The organism is Pseudomonas sp. EL_65y_Pfl2_R96 (genome assembly GCF_963970905.1).
Taxonomy (GTDB): Bacteria; Pseudomonadota; Gammaproteobacteria; order Pseudomonadales; family Pseudomonadaceae; genus Aquipseudomonas.
Window position 1 is genome coordinate 265,770 of sequence record NZ_CAXAQH010000001.1, and the last position, 16,764, is coordinate 282,533.

The window sequence follows — 16,764 nt, forward strand, 5'->3', positions numbered from 1 at the left end:
GAGAACTGATGCTTTATCGCCGTTTTGAAAAACTGATCGACATTTTCCGCGATGCACCGACGGCGGCTCCGCCGAGCCGGGTTCTCTCCTTCTATACCTACTACCTGAAGCAGGTCTGGCCAATCTTCGCCGTTTTGTTGGTCGTCGGCCTGTTCGGCGCGCTGATCGAAGTGGCGCTGTTCAGCTACCTGAGTCGCATCATCGACCTGACCCAGGGCACGCCCAACGTCGATTTCTTCAAGGTCCACGGTGTGGAACTGGCCTGGATGGCGGCGGTTGCGCTGATCCTGCGGCCACTTTTCCTCGCCCTGCACGACATGCTGGTGCACCAGACCTTGAGCCCCGGCATGACCAGCCTGATCCGCTGGCAGAACCACAGTTACGTGCTCAAACAGAGCCTGAATTTTTTCCAGAACGACTTCGCCGGGCGCATCGCCCAACGCATCATGCAGACCGGCAACTCCCTGCGCGACTCTGCCGTACAAGCGGTGGATGCACTTTGGCATGTGCTGATCTACGCGATCAGCTCGCTGGTGCTGTTCGCCGAAGCCGACTGGCGCCTGATGATCCCGCTGCTGATCTGGATCGCCGCCTACATCGGCGCGCTCTACTACTTCGTGCCGCGGGTGAAGGAGCGTTCGGTGGTGTCCTCCGATGCGCGCTCCAAACTCATGGGGCGGATTGTCGACGGCTACACCAACATCACCACCCTCAAGCTGTTCGCCCACACCAACTTCGAACAGCAGTACGCCCGCGAAGCCATCGCGGAACAGACTGAAAAAGCCCAACTGGCCGGTCGTGTGGTCACCAGCATGGACGTGGTCATCACCAGCATGAACGGCCTGCTGATCGTCGGTACCACCGGGCTGGCCCTGTGGCTGTGGACGCAGTCGCTGATCACCGTGGGCGCGATTGCCTTGGCCACCGGGCTGGTGATCCGCATCGTCAACATGTCCGGCTGGATCATGTGGGTGGTCAACGGCATCTTCGAAAACATCGGCATGGTGCAAGACGGTTTGCAGACCATCGCTCAACCGGTCAGCGTCACCGACCGCGAACAGGCAAAACCCTTGGCGGTGGCCCGTGGCGAGGTGCGTTTCGAGCACGTCGATTTCCACTACGGCAGGAAAAGCGGGATCATCGGCGGCCTCAACCTGACCATCAAACCCGGCGAGAAAATCGGCTTGATCGGCCCGTCCGGTGCCGGCAAATCGACGTTGGTCAATCTGCTGTTGCGCCTGTATGACGTGCAGGGCGGGCGGATCCTCATCGACGGCCAGAACATCGCCGAAGTCGGCCAGGAAAGCCTGCGCGAACGCATCGGCATGATCACCCAGGATACCTCGCTGCTGCACCGCTCGATCCGCGACAATTTGCTGTACGGCAAACCCGACGCCACCGACGCCGAACTCTGGGAGGCGGTGCACAAAGCCCGTGCCGACGAGTTCATCCCGCTGCTGTCGGACTCCGAAGGCCGCACCGGTTTCGATGCACATGTCGGTGAGCGCGGGGTGAAACTCTCCGGTGGCCAGCGTCAGCGGATTGCCATCGCCCGGGTGCTGCTCAAGGACGCGCCGATCCTGATCATGGACGAAGCCACCTCGGCGCTGGACTCGGAAGTCGAAGCGGCGATCCAGGAAAGCCTCGAAACCCTGATGCAGGGTAAAACCGTGATCGCCATCGCCCACCGCCTCTCGACCATTGCCCGGATGGATCGGTTGGTGGTGCTGGAAAACGGCAAGATCGCCGAAACCGGCAGCCACGCCGAACTGCTGGCCCATGGCGGCTTGTATGCGCGGTTGTGGCAGCACCAGACCGGCGGGTTTGTCGGGATCGATTGAGTCTTGCGATCAACACCGACCCTGTGGGAGCGGGCTTGCTCGCGAAGAGGCCGTGTCAGTCGATATCAATGTTGCCTGATACACCGCACTCGCGAGCAAGCCCGCTCCCACATAGAACTGCGATAACCGCCAGAGCCCGTCAACCACGGACTCTGGCGGTTTTTTATGGCCACTGGAATTCCATAAAAACCCTGCTGTACTCAGCCAAGGTACTGGAGATGGTTCTGTAGTCCATCTACTGGATGCACAACGACAGTGGTATCTCGACAGGGAAATTCGCTATGTCTTTGTTCAAACGTTCAGCTACAGAATTGGTAGGTACGTTCTGGTTGGTGCTGGGAGGGTGCGGCAGTGCGGTGCTGGCGGCAGCATTTCCAAACGTGGGGATCGGTTTGCTGGGGGTGTCCCTGGCATTTGGTTTGACGGTGCTGACGATGGCCTTCGCCATCGGCCACATTTCCGGTTGTCATCTCAACCCCGCAGTCTCGGTCGGGCTGGTCGTCGGCGGACGATTCCCAGCCAAGGAACTGCCCGCCTACATCATCGCCCAAGTGCTTGGCGGGATCATCGCAGCAGCCTTGCTGTACTTCATCGCCAGTGGCAAACCCGGCTTCGAACTGGCCAGCGGCCTTGCATCCAATGGCTACGGCGAACACTCGCCAGGCGGCTACTCGATGGCGGCGGGGTTTGTCAGTGAACTGGTGATGACCGCGATGTTTATCCTGATCATTCTCGGCTCTACCGACAAACGCGCCCCGGCCGGCCTGGCGCCCATTGCCATCGGCCTGGCACTGACCCTGATCCACCTGATCTCGATTCCGGTCACCAACACCTCGGTCAACCCGGCCCGCAGCACGGGCCCGGCGCTGATTGTCGGTGGTTGGGCGATTCAACAACTATGGCTGTTCTGGCTGGCACCGCTATTGGGTGCCGTCATCGGTGGCGTGATGTATCGCTGGCTGGGTAAAGAAGACAGCTGACAAACGACATAGCGCGAAGATCAGCCTTGTCGGTAGGGCAAGGCGGTCTTCGCTTCTTCTGCATACCCCAGGACCCCGACCCGCTCACGCTCAAGGAAATCTTTCACCGCCGACTTCAAGCCCGGATGGCGCAGGTAATGCCAGGAATGGGTGATCACCGGTTCAAAACCGCGAATCAACTTGTGCTCGCCCTGAGCGCCAGCGTCAAAACGTTGGAAGCCATTGGCAATCGCGTAATCCATCCCCTGATAGAAACAGGTCTCGAAGTGCAGGCGATCGAACTCCGCCAGGCAGCCCCAGTAACGGCCATAAAAACTGTCGCCACCGACCAGACTGAAAGCCATGGCCACCGGTCGTGAGCCTTGCTTGGCCAGCACCACGCGAATCGATTCCGGCATGCGCTCGGCCAACAGACTGAAAAATTCCCGGGTCAGATACGGCGCTTGCCGACGTACTGCATAGGTATTGGCGTAGCAGGCATACACAAAGTCCCACTGCACCTGATCCAGTTGGCGCCCTTGCAGCCATTCGAAGTCGATGCCCTGCCCCGCCACTTGCTCACGTTCCTTGCGCATTTGCTTGCGCTTGCGCGAACTGAGGGCATCGAGGAAGTCCTGAAAGTCCCGATAACCGCGGTTCTGCCAATGGTACTGACAGCCAATGCGCTGCAACCAGCCAGGCTGTTCGGCCAATGCCGCGTCGGTGAATGGATCGGTGAAGTTGATATGGGCGCTGGAGAGTCCTTCGATCTCCAGATAACCCGGCAGGCTCTGCAGGAGCTCGAAACCGTCCTCGATCGTCGCCGCCAGCAATCGCGGCCCGCTGACCGGGCTGAACGGCACTGCCGTCAACAGCTTGGGGTAGTAGTCGATGCCAGCACGCTCGCAAGCTTCGGCCCAGGCATGATCGAATACGTACTCGCCGTAGGAGTGCCATTTGCGGTAACTGGGCAGCGCGGCGATCAGGCGATCACCTTCAACATGCAGCAGATGCTCAGGCTGCCAGCCGGAATGCGGGCCGAGGCTGCCGCTGTCTTCCAGCGCACCCAGAAAGGCATGGCGCAGAAACGGCTGAGTTTCCGGCACCAGCGCGTCCCAGGTGTGCGGCGCGATTTCAGACAGACGTTCCAGACGTTGCAGCGGCATCAGTATCCCCGACCATCATTCTCTACAGATGGGGCGAGTATCGCTTATCTGATGCTCCAAACCGAGACAAAAAACCCCGCCGAAGCGGGGTTAAAACGAGAGGAGCTTTAACGGATGAAGAAAGAGCTCGTACAGGGTTTGCTGCAATTTAGAACACGTATTGAGCGCGGACCACGAAGCCGTCACCGCTGTCATCACCGGTACGACGTGCCGGGGTAGTACCGCTGGCAGCCGTGGCATTGGTCACGTTGTCAGTCTTGGCCTTGAGGTAGGCGGCGGAGATTTTCACCGCTTCGTTGGCATACCAGTTGACGCCCAGGGTATGCACCTGAGCTTCGGCATCGCCGACATCGCGGGTCAGGCTGGCGGTGGTGATGTTGTCGTCTTCGACGGTCAGGCTGTCGTAGCGATAGAACAGCTCCCAGGCACCGATGGACTTGTTGGCTGGCTTGATCGCGTCGAACTTGCCGACTTTATAGCCACGGGCTTCACCGGTGAGGGTGTAGGCACCCTGAACGTAGAAACCGTGACCTTTGATGTCCTCAAGGTTACTGGCATCGGCCTTGGTTTTGCGGGCGATGTATTCACCCTGAATCGAGGCCGGGCCCATGGCGAAAGCGGCTTCCAGGCCGACAGCGTCGTCACGGTCATAGGAGCCGGCAGGCGAAGTGGCGCTGCCGCCCAGCACCGGACGGTTGCCGTTGGTGCCAGCATCGTTGCCGCCGAGGGTATCAACGCCACGCATGCCCATGCGGGTGCGATAGCGCGAATCGAAGGCGGTGTCGGAGACATCACGGGAAGCCACGTTCACACCGAAGTGCAGCACGTTGCCGGCGTCATGCAACGGGGCGAATACAAAGCGGCCGTTGACCTGTTTGACGCTGTTGCCATCGGTATCGTCGGTGTCTTTGCTGAACACGCCGGCGGAAGCGTAGAACGAATCGGCGAAGGTGCTGGAGGCTTGCAGACCCAGGCCATTCTGGTGGCTGTTTGCCCAATCAACCATGTCGTACGCCATGTTGCGCTCTGGCGCGGTGACCCACTTGGAGCTGGTGGCCTTTTCCAGGCCGAAGTCCGGGTCGAAACGACCGACTTTGATCGAGACCGGTTTGAAGCCGTTGTAGGCCAGCGACGCTTCGTCGAAGTAGCCGTTGTCGGAGTCACCGGTGTTATGGGAGAAGTCGTAGTTGATGGTGTAAGCCCAATCCGTGTACAGCACACCGGACAGTTCCAGGAACGCACGACGGAAGTAGGCCGCGTCGGCGGTGTCGCCGTTTTTGGTGTAGACACCATCGAACTGGCTGTAATCGGCCTGCAAGCGTCCGCCGAGTTTGAAGCTGAATTCTTTATCGGTGGTGGCGACCTCGAGGCCGCCCTTGGTTTTGACTACGATATCAGCGCCGTCAGAGGTGACGGTGCCAGCGAAAGCCTGGGCGGTTACTGCCATGGCCAGTGCGCTGGCGGCAAAACCGGCGAAGTGCTTACGGATCATCGAAGAGTTCCCCTAATTGGTGGTCTTGGCGTAAGAAACACGCGGGGCTGGCCCGCTGGTGTTGGGAGGGGATCTTGGCGATGGGGTATTTCAGCCGGGTTGCTGGTAGATAAAGATTTTATGACAGGGGAACTTTCTTACTTCGAATTGAAATAACGCGAGGGCAGCGGCAAGCGATGAGCCGCAAGCCGCAAACCAGAGCGGATAAAGGGGGTACTGCCGGGGATATCAGGATTTGTTCTTCAGATGTTCTTTGGCAAGTCGGTCAGCCAGCGCATCAAGATCAGTCACAGGTGGCTCAGGCATCACCTTCAGGGTGGCCTGCATCAACCGCATCTGTCGAATGAACCGCCGGCAATTGGGGCAAAACATCAAATGATGTCGCATCAGCAGCTTCTCGCGAAAACTCAATTGCCCATCGAGATAATCACTGGAGCGCGCCACTTGTTCCTTACAGGTCAGCATTCGCCGGTTTCCTCAAAATGTTCTACGGTCGCAAAGACCTTCAACCGTGCCCGATGCAGCAGCACACGAACATTGGAGAGCGAGATTTCCAGAAGATTACAGATCTCCTCCAACTCCAGCCCCTGACGCTCGCGCAACAACAAAACGCTGCGTTGCAGTTCCGACAGGCTGAGCAACGTGTGCTCCAGGCATTCGCGCAGCTCGCTTTCGATCAACAGCGCCTCTGGCGTGTCCTGATGCCAGGCGAACGGCGCCACCAGCCAATGCCCATCGCTCGATGAAAAACGATCGTCATCCACCGTGCCGTGAGGCGACGGCAGGTCATCGAGCAACACCTCCCGGCGGTTCTGCTTGTAGCGGTTCTTGGCCGAGTTGGCGGTGATGGTCAGCAGCCAGGTCTTGAGGCTCGAACGCCCCTCGAACCTGCCCAGGTTACGCACAACCGACAGCCAGGCATCTTGAACCACTTCGTCGGCGTGCCGCTTACCTACGATAGCGTAGGCCACGGCACGCATTGCGCTTTGATAGGTGTTGACCAACTCTTTGAAAGCCTTTTGCTCACCTGCCAGCAAGCGCTCGAGCAGTTGCGCGTCGTCAGCCGCCATTAACAAACCCCTTGTCTTGACCTCGAAAATGAAAACAACAGGACTTTGCTGTAGGCGTCGTCCTGCTGGCATTTCCGAAAATTACAGCGTCCTGACTATTTCGAATGTAGGAACAATCCTTACAAATCGCAGGAAAGAACGACAGAAGTTCCGATCAACGCTTGCGCAGAATCACGCAGCCAATCGAGTAACCGGCGCCGAACGAGCTGAGCACGGCCAGCGAACCACTGATCAGATCGTCCTGATTCTTGTGAAACGAAATCACCGAACCGGCGGAACTGGTATTGGCATAGGTGTCGAGAATCACTGGGGCTTCTGCTTCGGTGGCTTCGCGGCCCAGCAGCTTCTTGACGATCAGGTGGTTCATGCTGAGGTTGGCCTGGTGCAGCCAGAAGCGCTTCACGTCGCTGACGTTGAGCTGGTTTTCTTCCAGGTGCGTGGCGATCAGCTCGGCGACCATCGGGCAGACATCGCGGAACACCTTGCGGCCTTCCTGGACGAACAGCTTGTCGGGGGCACCGATGCCCTCTTCCGCCGCGCGGTTGAGGAAGCCGAAGTTGTTGCGGATGTTGTTGGAGAACTTGGTCAGCAGTTTGGTGCTGACCACGTCGAACTGGTACTTGGAGGTCGCCAGATCGGCGCGCTCGATGATCACCGCGGTGGCGGCATCGCCGAAGATGAAGTGGCTGTCACGGTCGCGGAAATTCAGGTGACCGGTGCAGACTTCCGGGTTGACCATCAGGATCGCCCGCGCCTGGCCCAGTTGCACGCTGTTGGCGGCGGCCTGGATGCCGAAGGTCGCCGAAGAGCAGGCAACGTTCATATCATAACCGAAACCCTGGATGCCCAGCGCTTCCTGAACTTCGATGGCGATGGCCGGGTAGGCGCGTTGCAGGTTGGAACAAGCGACGATCACACCATCGATGTCAGCAGCGGTCTTGCCGGCGCGCTGCAAGGCTTGCTCGGCCGCGCCGATGGCCATCTGGCACAGCACCGACCACTCGTCGTTGGAGCGCTCGGGCAAGCGTGGCGCCATGCGCTGCGGGTCGAGGATGCCTTCCTTGTCCATGACAAAGCGGCTTTTGATGCCGGACGCTTTTTCGATGAACGCTGCGCTGGATTCGGTCAATGCCTGGATTTCGCCACGCTCAATGGCCTCGGCGTTATCGGCGTTGAACTGTGCGACGTAAGCGTTGAAAGACTGCACCAGCTCTTCGTTGGAGATGCTGTTGGCCGGGGTATAAAGGCCGGTGCCGCTGATGACGACGTTATGCATGGTCGTTTCTCTAATCTATTCAGGCAGAAAGCGCTGGCACCGACGTACCAACACACAAAGGGTCTATCCCAGGTTCCGGACGCAAACCTGGCATCGCTTTATTCCGATCCGCCCGGGCCCGTGGAGGCTCAAAACCGCGGGGCCGGCGTTTATAGGCGCGAAGTTTGCCATAAACGCTGGCTTTTGGCCCCTTTTGCAAGAGCAACAGCCTATCTAATGTGGGAGCGGGCTTGCCCGCGATGAGGCCATCACATTCAACATCCATGTCGAATGACAGACCGCCATCGCGGGCAAGCCCGCTCCCACAGGATCAAGGTTCGACCTGGCTCCATTGCTTATTCAGGCGCTTGTCGGAGATCGGCACCTTGGTCCCCAGCTGCTGTGCGAACAGCGAGACCCGGTACTCCTCCAGCCACCAGCGATAAAGCTCCAACTGCGGATCGCGTTTGCCTTCCTGGGCGTGTTTGTTGGCGCGGGTCTGGTATTGGCTCCAGAGGCCAGACAATTCTCCGCTCCAGACCCGGTCCTTCTGCACCTGAGCGCCGAGTTTCTCGAAGCGCTGCTCGACGGCCTTGAGGTAACGCGGCAGCTCCTTGAGCCACGGCATCGGCGTTTCACGCACGAACCCTGGATACACCAGATGGCTGAGCTGCTGCTTGATGTCGTTCAAGGCCACGGCTTGCGCCAGGTCGATCTTGCCCTTGAAGCGTTTTTGCAGGCCGTGCCAGTGCTTGAGAATCTCCAGGGTCAGCCTGGCCAGACGCTCGGCGTGCTCGGTCCAGGCGCCACGTTTGCGTTCGGCCAGCGACGCCAGGCCAGCGCCATCACGGGGCAACGGGTCTTCGCCGTCGAGGATGCAGCTGTCGAGACTGGCCAGCAGAATGTCTTCCACCAGGCTGTCGATGCGCCCTAATTCGCGGTACATCAGGCCCAACTCGGTCAGCCCCGGCAACTTGCCACGCAGGAACTTCGCCGGTTCCGCCAGTTGCTGCATCAGCAAGCGCTGCAAGGCCCGGCGATGCTGGAACTCGGCTTCGGCCGGCGTCGAGAAACGCCCTTCCTTGACCGTCCCGGCCTCTTCCACCAACGCCGGATACACCGTCATCGACAGCCCGGCGATCTTCTGTTGGGTTTTCTCGGCGACCGCCGCAAAGACTTTCGCCTCCACCGGCTGCTGACTTTTTGCAGTTTGCGGTACGGCTAATGCCGCTTGGCTGGCCTCGGCAAAGCGTGCGGTCAACTCGGCCAGATCGCGCCCTTCGCCAAGGAACTTGCCCTGGCCGTCGACGATTTCCAGGTTCATCCGCAAATGGCTTTCGACCTGCTGCGACGCTTCGGCCCAGGCCTCATCGCTGACCCGCGCCCCGGTCATGCGCAGCAACTCGCGGCCCAGCGCCTGGGGCAACGAGCCCTCGGCAAACGTGATGCGCTGTAACGCGGCTTTGACGAAGTCCGGCACCGGCACGAAGTTCTTGCGCAGGGCCTTGGGCAGGTTACGGACCAACGCGATGCACTTGGCCTCGATCACCCCCGGCACCAGCCATTCCAGACGCTCCGGCGGCAGCATCGGCAACAACGGTGCCGGCACGCGCAAGGTCACGCCGTCACGCGGATGGTTGGGCTCGAAGTGATAACTCAGCGCCAGTTCCAGATCGCCGATTTGCAGGGTGTCCGGGTAATGCGCGGCGGTGACTTCACTGGCTTCGCGGGCCAGCACGTCTTCTTCGCGCATGATCAGCAGCTGCGGGTCTTTCTGGCTGTTGACCCGGTACCAACTGTCGAAGGTGGCGGTCTGGTGAATCTCTGCCGGCAGTCGCGCATCGTAGAAGGCGAACAGGGTTTCTTCGTCGGCCAGAATATCGCGACGACGGGCCTTGGCTTCCAGTTCGTCGAGCTGTTCCAGCAACTGTTGGTTGGCCGTCAGGCACTTGGCCTTGGATTGAATCTCGCCACGCACCAAGGCTTCGCGGATAAACAACTCGCGGGACACCACGGGGTCGACCGGCCCGTAATGCACTGGCCGGCGTCCGACCACGATCAGCCCGAACAGGGTGATTTGCTCGAAGGCCACGACCTGCCCACGCTTCTTCTCCCAATGGGGTTCGAAGTGGTTTTTCTTGATCAGGTGCCCGGCCAGCGGCTCGATCCAGTCGGCGTCGATCTTGGCGACCATCCGCGCGTAAAGCTTGGTGGTTTCCACCAGTTCGGCGGTCATCAGCCATTGCGGACGCTTTTTACCCAACCCGGATGAAGGGTGAATCCAGAAGCGCCGCTGACGAGCGCCGAGGTAGTCGCCGTCTTCGGTTTTCTGACCGATCTGGCTGAGCAAACCCGAAAGCACGGCTTTGTGCAGTTTCGGGTAATCCGCCGGCTCTTTGTTGAGGCCGAGCTGCATGTCGCGGCAGATCAGGCTCAACTGACGATGGGAGTCGCGCCACTCGCGCAGGCGCAGGTAATTGAGGAAGTTCTTGCGGCACCAGTTGCGCAGCGGACTGGCAGTCAGCGCTTGGCGCTGCTCTTCAAAACCACGCCACAGATTGACCAGCCCGGCGAAGTCCGAGTCCACGTCTTTCCACTGGGCGTGGGCCTGATCCGCCGCTTGCTGACGCTCCGGCGGACGTTCGCGCGGGTCCTGAATCGACATGGCACTGGCGACGATCAGCACTTCCTGCAAGCTGCCGAGTTTGGCCGCTTCCAGCAGCATGCGACCCATGCGCGGGTCCACCGGCAGCCGCGCCAATTGACGACCGAGCGGGGTCAGCTGACTGTTGCGGTCCACCGCCGACAGTTCTTGCAGCAGGTTGAAACCGTCGCTGATGGCTTTGCCATCCGGCGGTTCGATAAACGGGAAATCAGTGATCTCGCCGAGGCGCAGATGGAGCATCTGCAAAATCACCGCCGCAAGGTTGGTACGCAGGATCTCCGGATCGGTAAATTCCGGCCGACCGATGAAATCTTCTTCGCTGTACAAGCGCACGCAAATACCCGGTTCGACCCGCCCGCAGCGACCTTTACGCTGGTTGGCGCTGGCCTGGGAAATCGCTTCGATGGGCAGGCGCTGGACCTTGGCGCGGTAGCTGTAGCGGCTGATGCGCGCGGTGCCGCTGTCGATCACGTAACGAATGCCCGGCACGGTCAACGAGGTTTCGGCGACGTTGGTGGCCAATACGACGCGGCGCCCTGGGTGCGACTGGAAAATCCGCTGCTGTTCGGCCGGCGACAGTCGTGCGTAGAGCGGCAGAATCTCGGTGTGCTTGAGCTGGGCCTTGCGCAGCATGTCTGCCGCGTCGCGAATCTCGCGCTCGCCGGGCAGGAACACCAGCACGTCGCCGGGGCTCTTGCGCTCACTGCGTTCAAACGCGGCGATTTCATCGAGGGTGGCGAGGATCGCCTGATCCACGGTCAGGTCATCCTCGACGCGGTTGCCCTCCTCGTCCTGCTCCAGGGTCAGCGGGCGATACCAGGTCTCGACCGGGAAAGTACGGCCGGAGACTTCGACAATCGGCGCATCGTCGAAGTGCTTGGAAAACCGCTCCAGGTCGATGGTGGCCGAGGTGATGATGACTTTCAGGTCCGGGCGACGCGGCAGCAGGGTTTTCAGGTAACCGAGCAGGAAGTCGATGTTCAGGCTGCGTTCGTGGGCTTCGTCGACGATGATCGTGTCGTAGCGTTCGAGGTAGCGGTCGTTCTGGGTTTCCGCCAGCAGGATGCCGTCGGTCATCAATTTGATCAGGGTGTTGGCATCGCTCTGGTCCTCGAACCGCACCTGATAGCCGACCAGCGCGCCCAACGGCGTCGCCAATTCTTCAGCGACCCGGCTCGCCACGCTGCGGGCGGCGATTCGACGGGGCTGGGTATGCCCGATCAGACCGTGCTGGCCGCGACCGATTTCCAGGCAGATCTTCGGCAACTGGGTGGTTTTACCCGACCCGGTTTCGCCGGCAATGATCAGCACCTGATGCTTTTGCAGCGCCGCTTTGATTTCATCGCGCTTGGCGGCGATCGGCAGGCTGTCGTCGTAACGAATCACCGGCAGGCTGGCGCGCCGCGCCAACACCTGATCACAGGACGCCTGCATGCGCGTCACCCACTGGGCCAGTTTGGCCTCGTCCGGTTTCTTGCGCAGCTCAAGCAACTGCCGCCGCAGCCGGTGGCGGTCGGCGAGCATGGCGTGATCGAGGTTTTTCAGCAGTTTGTCGATTGAAGGCGATTCGTCAGTCATCAGGTACGCAAAAGTCGTCTAGTGGCGCAGGGGGCGGATTGTCGCAGATTTGGGGCGCGCAGTGACGCGCTTTTGTGGCGAGGGAGCTTGCTCCCGCTCGGCTGCGAAGCAGTCGTAATCCTGCCAACGCGGCTTGTCTGAATCTCTGTGATGGATGGTTTTGGGGTCGCTTCGCGACCCAGCGGGAGCAAGCTCCCTCGCCACAGTGTGTTCACTCAGGTGGGCTACTCGTTATCGAGGCCCTTGCGCCGATACGGGAACACATCAATCACCTTCCCGGCCCGAATCGCCTCTTGCAGCCCCTTCCAGTAATCAGCGTTGTACAACTCGCCATGCAACTGATCGAACAATTTCCGCTGCCCGGAATCGGCAAACAGGAACGGTGGAAACTCCTCGGGAAACACATCCAGCGGTCCGATCGAATACCACGGCTCGGAGGCCATTTCGTCTTCCGGCGTACGCGGTTGCGGGATGTGGCGGAAGTTGGCTTCGGTCAGGAAGCAAATTTCGTCGTAGTCATAAAACACCACGCGACCATGACGGGTAACGCCAAAATTCTTCAGCAACATGTCGCCGGGAAAGATATTCGCCGCCGCCAGCTGCTTGATCGCCAGACCGTAATCCTCCAGCGCCTCGCGCACCTGCGCCTCGTTGGCGTGTTCCAGATAAAGGTTCAACGGCGTCATCCGGCGTTCGGTCCAGCAGTGGCGGATCAGCACCGTATCGTCCTCCACCGACACCGTGGATGGCGCCACTTCAAGCAACTCCTCCAGGCATGCCGGCTCGAACTTGCTCAAGGGGAAACGGAAATCGGCGAACTCCTGGGTGTCGGCCATGCGGCCGACCCGGTCGACGCTCTTCACCAGGCGATACTTTTCGATCACCGTGGCACGGTCGACGTTTTTCGACGGTGAGAAGCGGTCCTTGATGATCTTGAACACGGTGTTGAAACCCGGCAGCGTAAACACGCTCATGACCATCCCGCGCACGCCGGGGGCCATGATGAACTGGTCGTCGGTGTTGGCCAGGTGGTTGATCAACGCCCGATAGAACTCGGACTTGCCATGCTTGTAGAAGCCGATCGAGGTGTACAGCTCGGCGATGTGCTTGCCCGGCAGGATGCGCTTGAGAAAGCCGATGAACTCCGCCGGCACCGGTACATCGACCATGAAATACGAACGGGTGAAGGAGAAGATGATCGACACCTCCGCCTCGTCGGTGATCAGCGCATCGATCTGAATGCCTCGGCCTTCGCGGTGCAGCAGCGGAATCACCAGTGGCCATTGCTCGTCCTGGGTATGAATGCGCCCCACCAGGTAGGCGCCCTTGTTGCGGTAAAGCACCGAGGAAAACAGCTCGACACTCAGTTGCGGGTCCTTGCAGACCCAGTCCGGCAGGTTCTCGCGCAATTGCGCTTCGAGGCGACGCAGGTCGCCGGGCAAATTGGCGTAGTCCTCACTGAAGCGGTAGTCGGCAAAGATGCTGGTGAGCATGCCCGACAACTGCCCCTGCGGCTTGTAGATGCGGGTTTGCGCGGCCCGGGCCCGGCGCAGGCTCGGCCGCGTGGTGTGGATGAACATGCAGCCGTCGCTGATCTGGTCGTGGCTGAACAGCCCGCAGAAAATCGAGTTGTACCAGGTCTCGGACAGTTCATCGTCGAAACGCAGGTCGATCAGGCTGATGTAAGCGCTTTTGACCAGCGGCCAGTTGCTGACGTCCATCAACACATCGGTGGCGAACGACGCATGCAAGTGCCCGACCGTTTCGCCGACCTTTTCTTCGTAGAGATTGATCCGCGCTGCCGAAGCGACTTGCGTCTCCTGCCACTGGGCCTGCTCGAAGCGGGCTCGGGCGCCATCGGTGATCTGACGGAAATGCTCGCGGTAATCGTCAAAGCCATCGAGGATCATTCGGGCGATGTCGGCGGCTGGCCATTGCTGCGGCATGGTGAAACCTCGGCGGCTGTTCTTATCGTTGGAGCCTGAGCTTAGTGGGCCTGTGTTACGCAACGCAAGCCATTGCCTTGTGCCCTGACAGGGGCGACACTTGCGCGCCAATCAAGGAAGGAAAGTGCTGTGAACCCCGTCGATATCCTGCGTTTGTTGTCACTTGCCGCCATTTGGGGTGCGAGCTTTCTGTTCATGCGCATTATCGCCCCAGTGATTGGCACAATCCCCACTGCCTTTTTCCGTGTGTCGATTGCCGCTGTCGGGCTGCTGGTGATCCTTGGGCTGATGCGCATCAGCTGGGATTTCAAAGGCAAACTCAAGACCGTGATGCTGCTCGGGCTGATCAACTCAGGGATTCCAGCGACCCTCTATTCCGTGGCCGCCCAAGTGCTGCCGGCCGGTTACTCGGCGATTTTCAACGCCACCACGCCGTTGATGGGGGTGTTGATCGGCGGGTTGTTCTTCCATGAAAAGCTCACCGGGGCGAAGGTCTGTGGGGTGTTTCTCGGCCTGTTCGGCGTCGGCGTCCTCACCCGTGCAGGTCCGGTGGCGTTCGACATGGAACTGCTGATGGGCGCACTGGCGTGCCTGATGGCCACCACCTGCTACGGCTTTGCCGGGTTCCTCGCCCGCCGCTGGCTCGATCAGGCCGGCGGCCTCGACAGTCGTCTTTCGGCCCTGGGCAGCATGCTCGGCGCGACCTTGTTTTTGCTGCCGCTGTTTGGCTACAGCGTGATCAGCCAGCCACCGGCGAGCTGGGGCGGCTGGAGCGTCTGGTTGTCGTTGCTGGGGTTGGGGTTGGTATGCACGGCCTTCGCCTACATTATTTACTTCCGTTTGCTCAGCTCGATCGGCCCGGTGAAGTCGATGACCGTGACCTTCATGATCCCGCCGTTCGGCGTGTTGTGGGGGGCGCTGTTGCTGGATGAGCCGCTGTCGATGGCGCACCTCTATGGCGGGGTATTGATTGCCGCGGCGTTGTGGCTGGTGTTGAAGCCGGCGGTGGTGAAACCGGTTGAGGTGGCTGCGCGGTAGAAGGTACGGCAAGCCAAAATAAAACAGCTGATCGTCATGTTTACCGGGTGCGGTATCTAGCTATCGGCGAGGCGCTGTGTAGATAATCCGCCCACAGCGCTGGCACCACTGAACCTTTCGGGGCAGGCACGCAAACTGCGTTTCAGATCACTCCCGAGGTGAAGATGAATTCCTGGATACCCCCATCCATCCGTCACCTCAAAGGCGACCGGTTTTTGATCGGGCTGTCGTTGTGTCTGACATTGAGCCTGAGCACCATCCTCCTGTTGCTCTGGTTGCCCGATCCGACTTCGATCCACCGTTATGCCGAACTGGCACTGATCGTCGGAACCCTGTTACTCGGCGTTCTCGGCGTTTCTACGCGGATACGTCAGAAACATTCCGGGGCCCGGTTCGAGGAACTGACCGCACAGAAAAACCAGATCAGCTTCTTGAACGCGCGCATCACCAACCTGATCAATGCCGCGACCCAGGTGGCCGTCATCACCACCGATCCGCAAGGGCGGATACAGGTGTTCAGCGAGGGCGCCCAGGCATTGTTCGGCTTCAGCCGCGAAGAAATGCTGGGGCGCAACAACGTCGAGATGCTCCATGTGCAGGAAGAGATCGATGCACGCCGTCTTGCCTGCGCCGACCCGGCGCTCCAGTCACTGACCGATAAACAACTGATCGGCCAGCTCTCCACCGATGACAACGGATCGAGCAAAGCCACGGAGTGGAGTTATCGGCGCAAGGACGGCAGCCGGTTCACCGGCGAGCTGCGCCATGCCCGGTTCACCGACACCCATAGCGGTCAGGTCGAGCACATCAGCGTGATCATCGATGTCAGCGAACGCATCGAGCTGCTCAACCGGATCAAAGAAAGCAAAGCCCTGTTGACGTTACTGACCCAACGCATTCCAAACGTGCTCTACCAGTACCACCTGCAGGGGCCTGGCGACGGTTTCTTTTCGTTTTGCAGCCGCAGCGTCGAAGACGTTTTCGAGCTCAAGGCCGAAGCGGTGGTTGGTGTCAATTTCGCCGGTAATCCACTGTTCCAGCGACTGCATCCCGAGGACCTGCCAATGATCCGGGCAGTCACCGCAAAGTCGATGGAAACCGCCGAAGGCTGGATGTGCGATTTTCGCGTGATACTGCCGGTCAAGGGCGTGCGCTGGCTGCGCGGCGAATCCTACGCCGAGCGCCAGCCGGACCAGAGCTGCGTCTGGTATGGCTCGTTCAGTGACATCACCGAGCTTAAGGACCGCGAGGAAAAACTGCGTACCCAGGCCATTACCGACGAGTTGACCGGTATCTACAACCGTCGTCATTTCATGAGTACTCTGGAGCACCTGGTGGACACCGGCAAACGTTACGCCGCCGGCTTTTCATTGATCATGCTCGACCTCGATCACTTCAAGTCCATCAATGACCGATGTGGCCATGATGTGGGTGACGCGGTGTTGAAGGAAACCTGCGCACGGATCCGCCAACGCTTGCGCGCCAGCGACGTGTTTTGCCGGATCGGTGGAGAAGAACTGGCCATCCTTTGCCCGTTCACTTCAGAGGAGAATGCCGCACAGTTGGCCAACGTGTTGTGCCAGTCCCTGGCCAGCCATGACATAGCCATCGCCGGGCGCGTCACCGCCAGTTTCGGTGTCGCCACCTGGAACACGGATATCGCCGCCGAAGAGCTGCTGCGCCGTGCCGACCAGGCCAGTTATAGCGCCAAACAGGCTGGCCGCAATCGAGTGGTCAGCGCGTGAAGCCGTGGG

General features: G+C 60.1%; 11 protein-coding genes. 4 read left to right on the plus strand and 7 right to left on the minus strand.

Annotated features, from left to right (window positions below):
* Nucleotides 1–8 precede the first annotated feature (8 nt).
* The gene (locus AACY49_RS01200; protein WP_258697057.1) at nt 9–1,841 is read left to right on the plus strand and encodes an ABC transporter ATP-binding protein; all 1,833 of its coding nucleotides are present in this window, start codon (nt 9–11) and stop codon (nt 1,839–1,841) included.
* Nucleotides 1,842–2,122: 281 nt separating this feature from the next.
* Nucleotides 2,123–2,821 carry an aquaporin Z gene (gene aqpZ, locus AACY49_RS01205; RefSeq protein ID WP_258697058.1) on the plus strand — a complete coding sequence of 233 codons (699 nt, stop codon included), beginning with the start codon at nt 2,123–2,125 and terminating at the stop codon, nt 2,819–2,821.
* Between the two features lie 20 nt (nt 2,822–2,841).
* On the opposite strand, the gene AACY49_RS01210 is transcribed toward aqpZ, so the two are convergent.
* The 7 genes from AACY49_RS01210 to aceK form a co-directional block, all read right to left on the minus strand.
* Nucleotides 2,842–3,966 (minus strand): GNAT family N-acetyltransferase, encoded by a 1,125-nt coding sequence (locus AACY49_RS01210; RefSeq protein ID WP_320391587.1) that lies wholly within the window; start codon nt 3,964–3,966, stop codon nt 2,842–2,844.
* Between the two features lie 148 nt (nt 3,967–4,114).
* Nucleotides 4,115–5,458, minus strand: a complete 1,344-nt coding sequence (locus AACY49_RS01215; protein WP_258697060.1) for an OprO/OprP family phosphate-selective porin — start codon at nt 5,456–5,458, stop codon at nt 4,115–4,117.
* A 228-nt stretch (nt 5,459–5,686) separates the two neighbouring features.
* Complete coding sequence (locus AACY49_RS01220; protein WP_339521419.1) at nt 5,687–5,923, minus strand: anti-sigma factor family protein; 237 nt, start codon at nt 5,921–5,923, stop codon at nt 5,687–5,689.
* Nucleotides 5,917–6,528, minus strand: a complete 612-nt coding sequence (locus AACY49_RS01225) for an RNA polymerase sigma factor (RefSeq protein WP_339521420.1) — start codon at nt 6,526–6,528, stop codon at nt 5,917–5,919. Before AACY49_RS01225 ends, AACY49_RS01220 begins: the two co-directional genes overlap by 7 nt.
* 154 nt (nt 6,529–6,682) lie before the next feature.
* Nucleotides 6,683–7,804 (minus strand): beta-ketoacyl-ACP synthase III, encoded by a 1,122-nt coding sequence (locus tag AACY49_RS01230; RefSeq protein ID WP_258697063.1) that lies wholly within the window; start codon nt 7,802–7,804, stop codon nt 6,683–6,685.
* A 310-nt stretch (nt 7,805–8,114) separates the two neighbouring features.
* A complete protein-coding gene (gene hrpA / locus AACY49_RS01235; protein ID WP_339521421.1) occupies nt 8,115–12,026 on the minus strand; it encodes an ATP-dependent RNA helicase HrpA in 3,912 nt (1,303 codons plus the stop codon).
* 224 nt (nt 12,027–12,250) lie between these two features.
* Nucleotides 12,251–13,972 (minus strand): bifunctional isocitrate dehydrogenase kinase/phosphatase, encoded by a 1,722-nt coding sequence (aceK, locus tag AACY49_RS01240; protein WP_339521422.1) that lies wholly within the window; start codon nt 13,970–13,972, stop codon nt 12,251–12,253.
* Between the two features lie 129 nt (nt 13,973–14,101).
* Between aceK and AACY49_RS01245 the strand changes: the two genes are divergently transcribed.
* Both AACY49_RS01245 and AACY49_RS01250 read left to right on the plus strand, forming a co-directional pair.
* A complete protein-coding gene (locus AACY49_RS01245) occupies nt 14,102–15,010 on the plus strand; it encodes a DMT family transporter (protein ID WP_258697066.1) in 909 nt (302 codons plus the stop codon).
* Nucleotides 15,011–15,174: 164 nt separating this feature from the next.
* A complete protein-coding gene (locus AACY49_RS01250) occupies nt 15,175–16,755 on the plus strand; it encodes a sensor domain-containing diguanylate cyclase (RefSeq protein WP_339521423.1) in 1,581 nt (526 codons plus the stop codon).
* Nucleotides 16,756–16,764: the final 9 nt, after the last annotated feature.

Excerpts from the sequence above, each read along its gene's own strand:
- AACY49_RS01200 (WP_258697057.1), top strand. The coding sequence starts at position 9 with ATGCTTTATCGCCGTTTTGAAAAACTGATCGACATTTTCCGCGATGCA.
- aqpZ (WP_258697058.1), top strand. The coding sequence starts at position 2,123 with ATGTCTTTGTTCAAACGTTCAGCTACAGAATTGGTAGGTACGTTCTGG.
- AACY49_RS01210 (WP_320391587.1), bottom strand. The coding sequence starts at position 3,966 with ATGCCGCTGCAACGTCTGGAACGTCTGTCTGAAATCGCGCCGCACACC.
- AACY49_RS01215 (WP_258697060.1), bottom strand. The coding sequence starts at position 5,458 with ATGATCCGTAAGCACTTCGCCGGTTTTGCCGCCAGCGCACTGGCCATG.
- AACY49_RS01220 (WP_339521419.1), bottom strand. The coding sequence starts at position 5,923 with ATGCTGACCTGTAAGGAACAAGTGGCGCGCTCCAGTGATTATCTCGAT.
- AACY49_RS01225 (WP_339521420.1), bottom strand. The coding sequence starts at position 6,528 with ATGGCGGCTGACGACGCGCAACTGCTCGAGCGCTTGCTGGCAGGTGAG.
- AACY49_RS01230 (WP_258697063.1), bottom strand. The coding sequence starts at position 7,804 with ATGCATAACGTCGTCATCAGCGGCACCGGCCTTTATACCCCGGCCAAC.
- hrpA (WP_339521421.1), bottom strand. The coding sequence starts at position 12,026 with ATGACTGACGAATCGCCTTCAATCGACAAACTGCTGAAAAACCTCGAT.
- aceK (WP_339521422.1), bottom strand. The coding sequence starts at position 13,972 with ATGCCGCAGCAATGGCCAGCCGCCGACATCGCCCGAATGATCCTCGAT.
- AACY49_RS01250 (WP_339521423.1), top strand. The coding sequence starts at position 15,175 with ATGAATTCCTGGATACCCCCATCCATCCGTCACCTCAAAGGCGACCGG.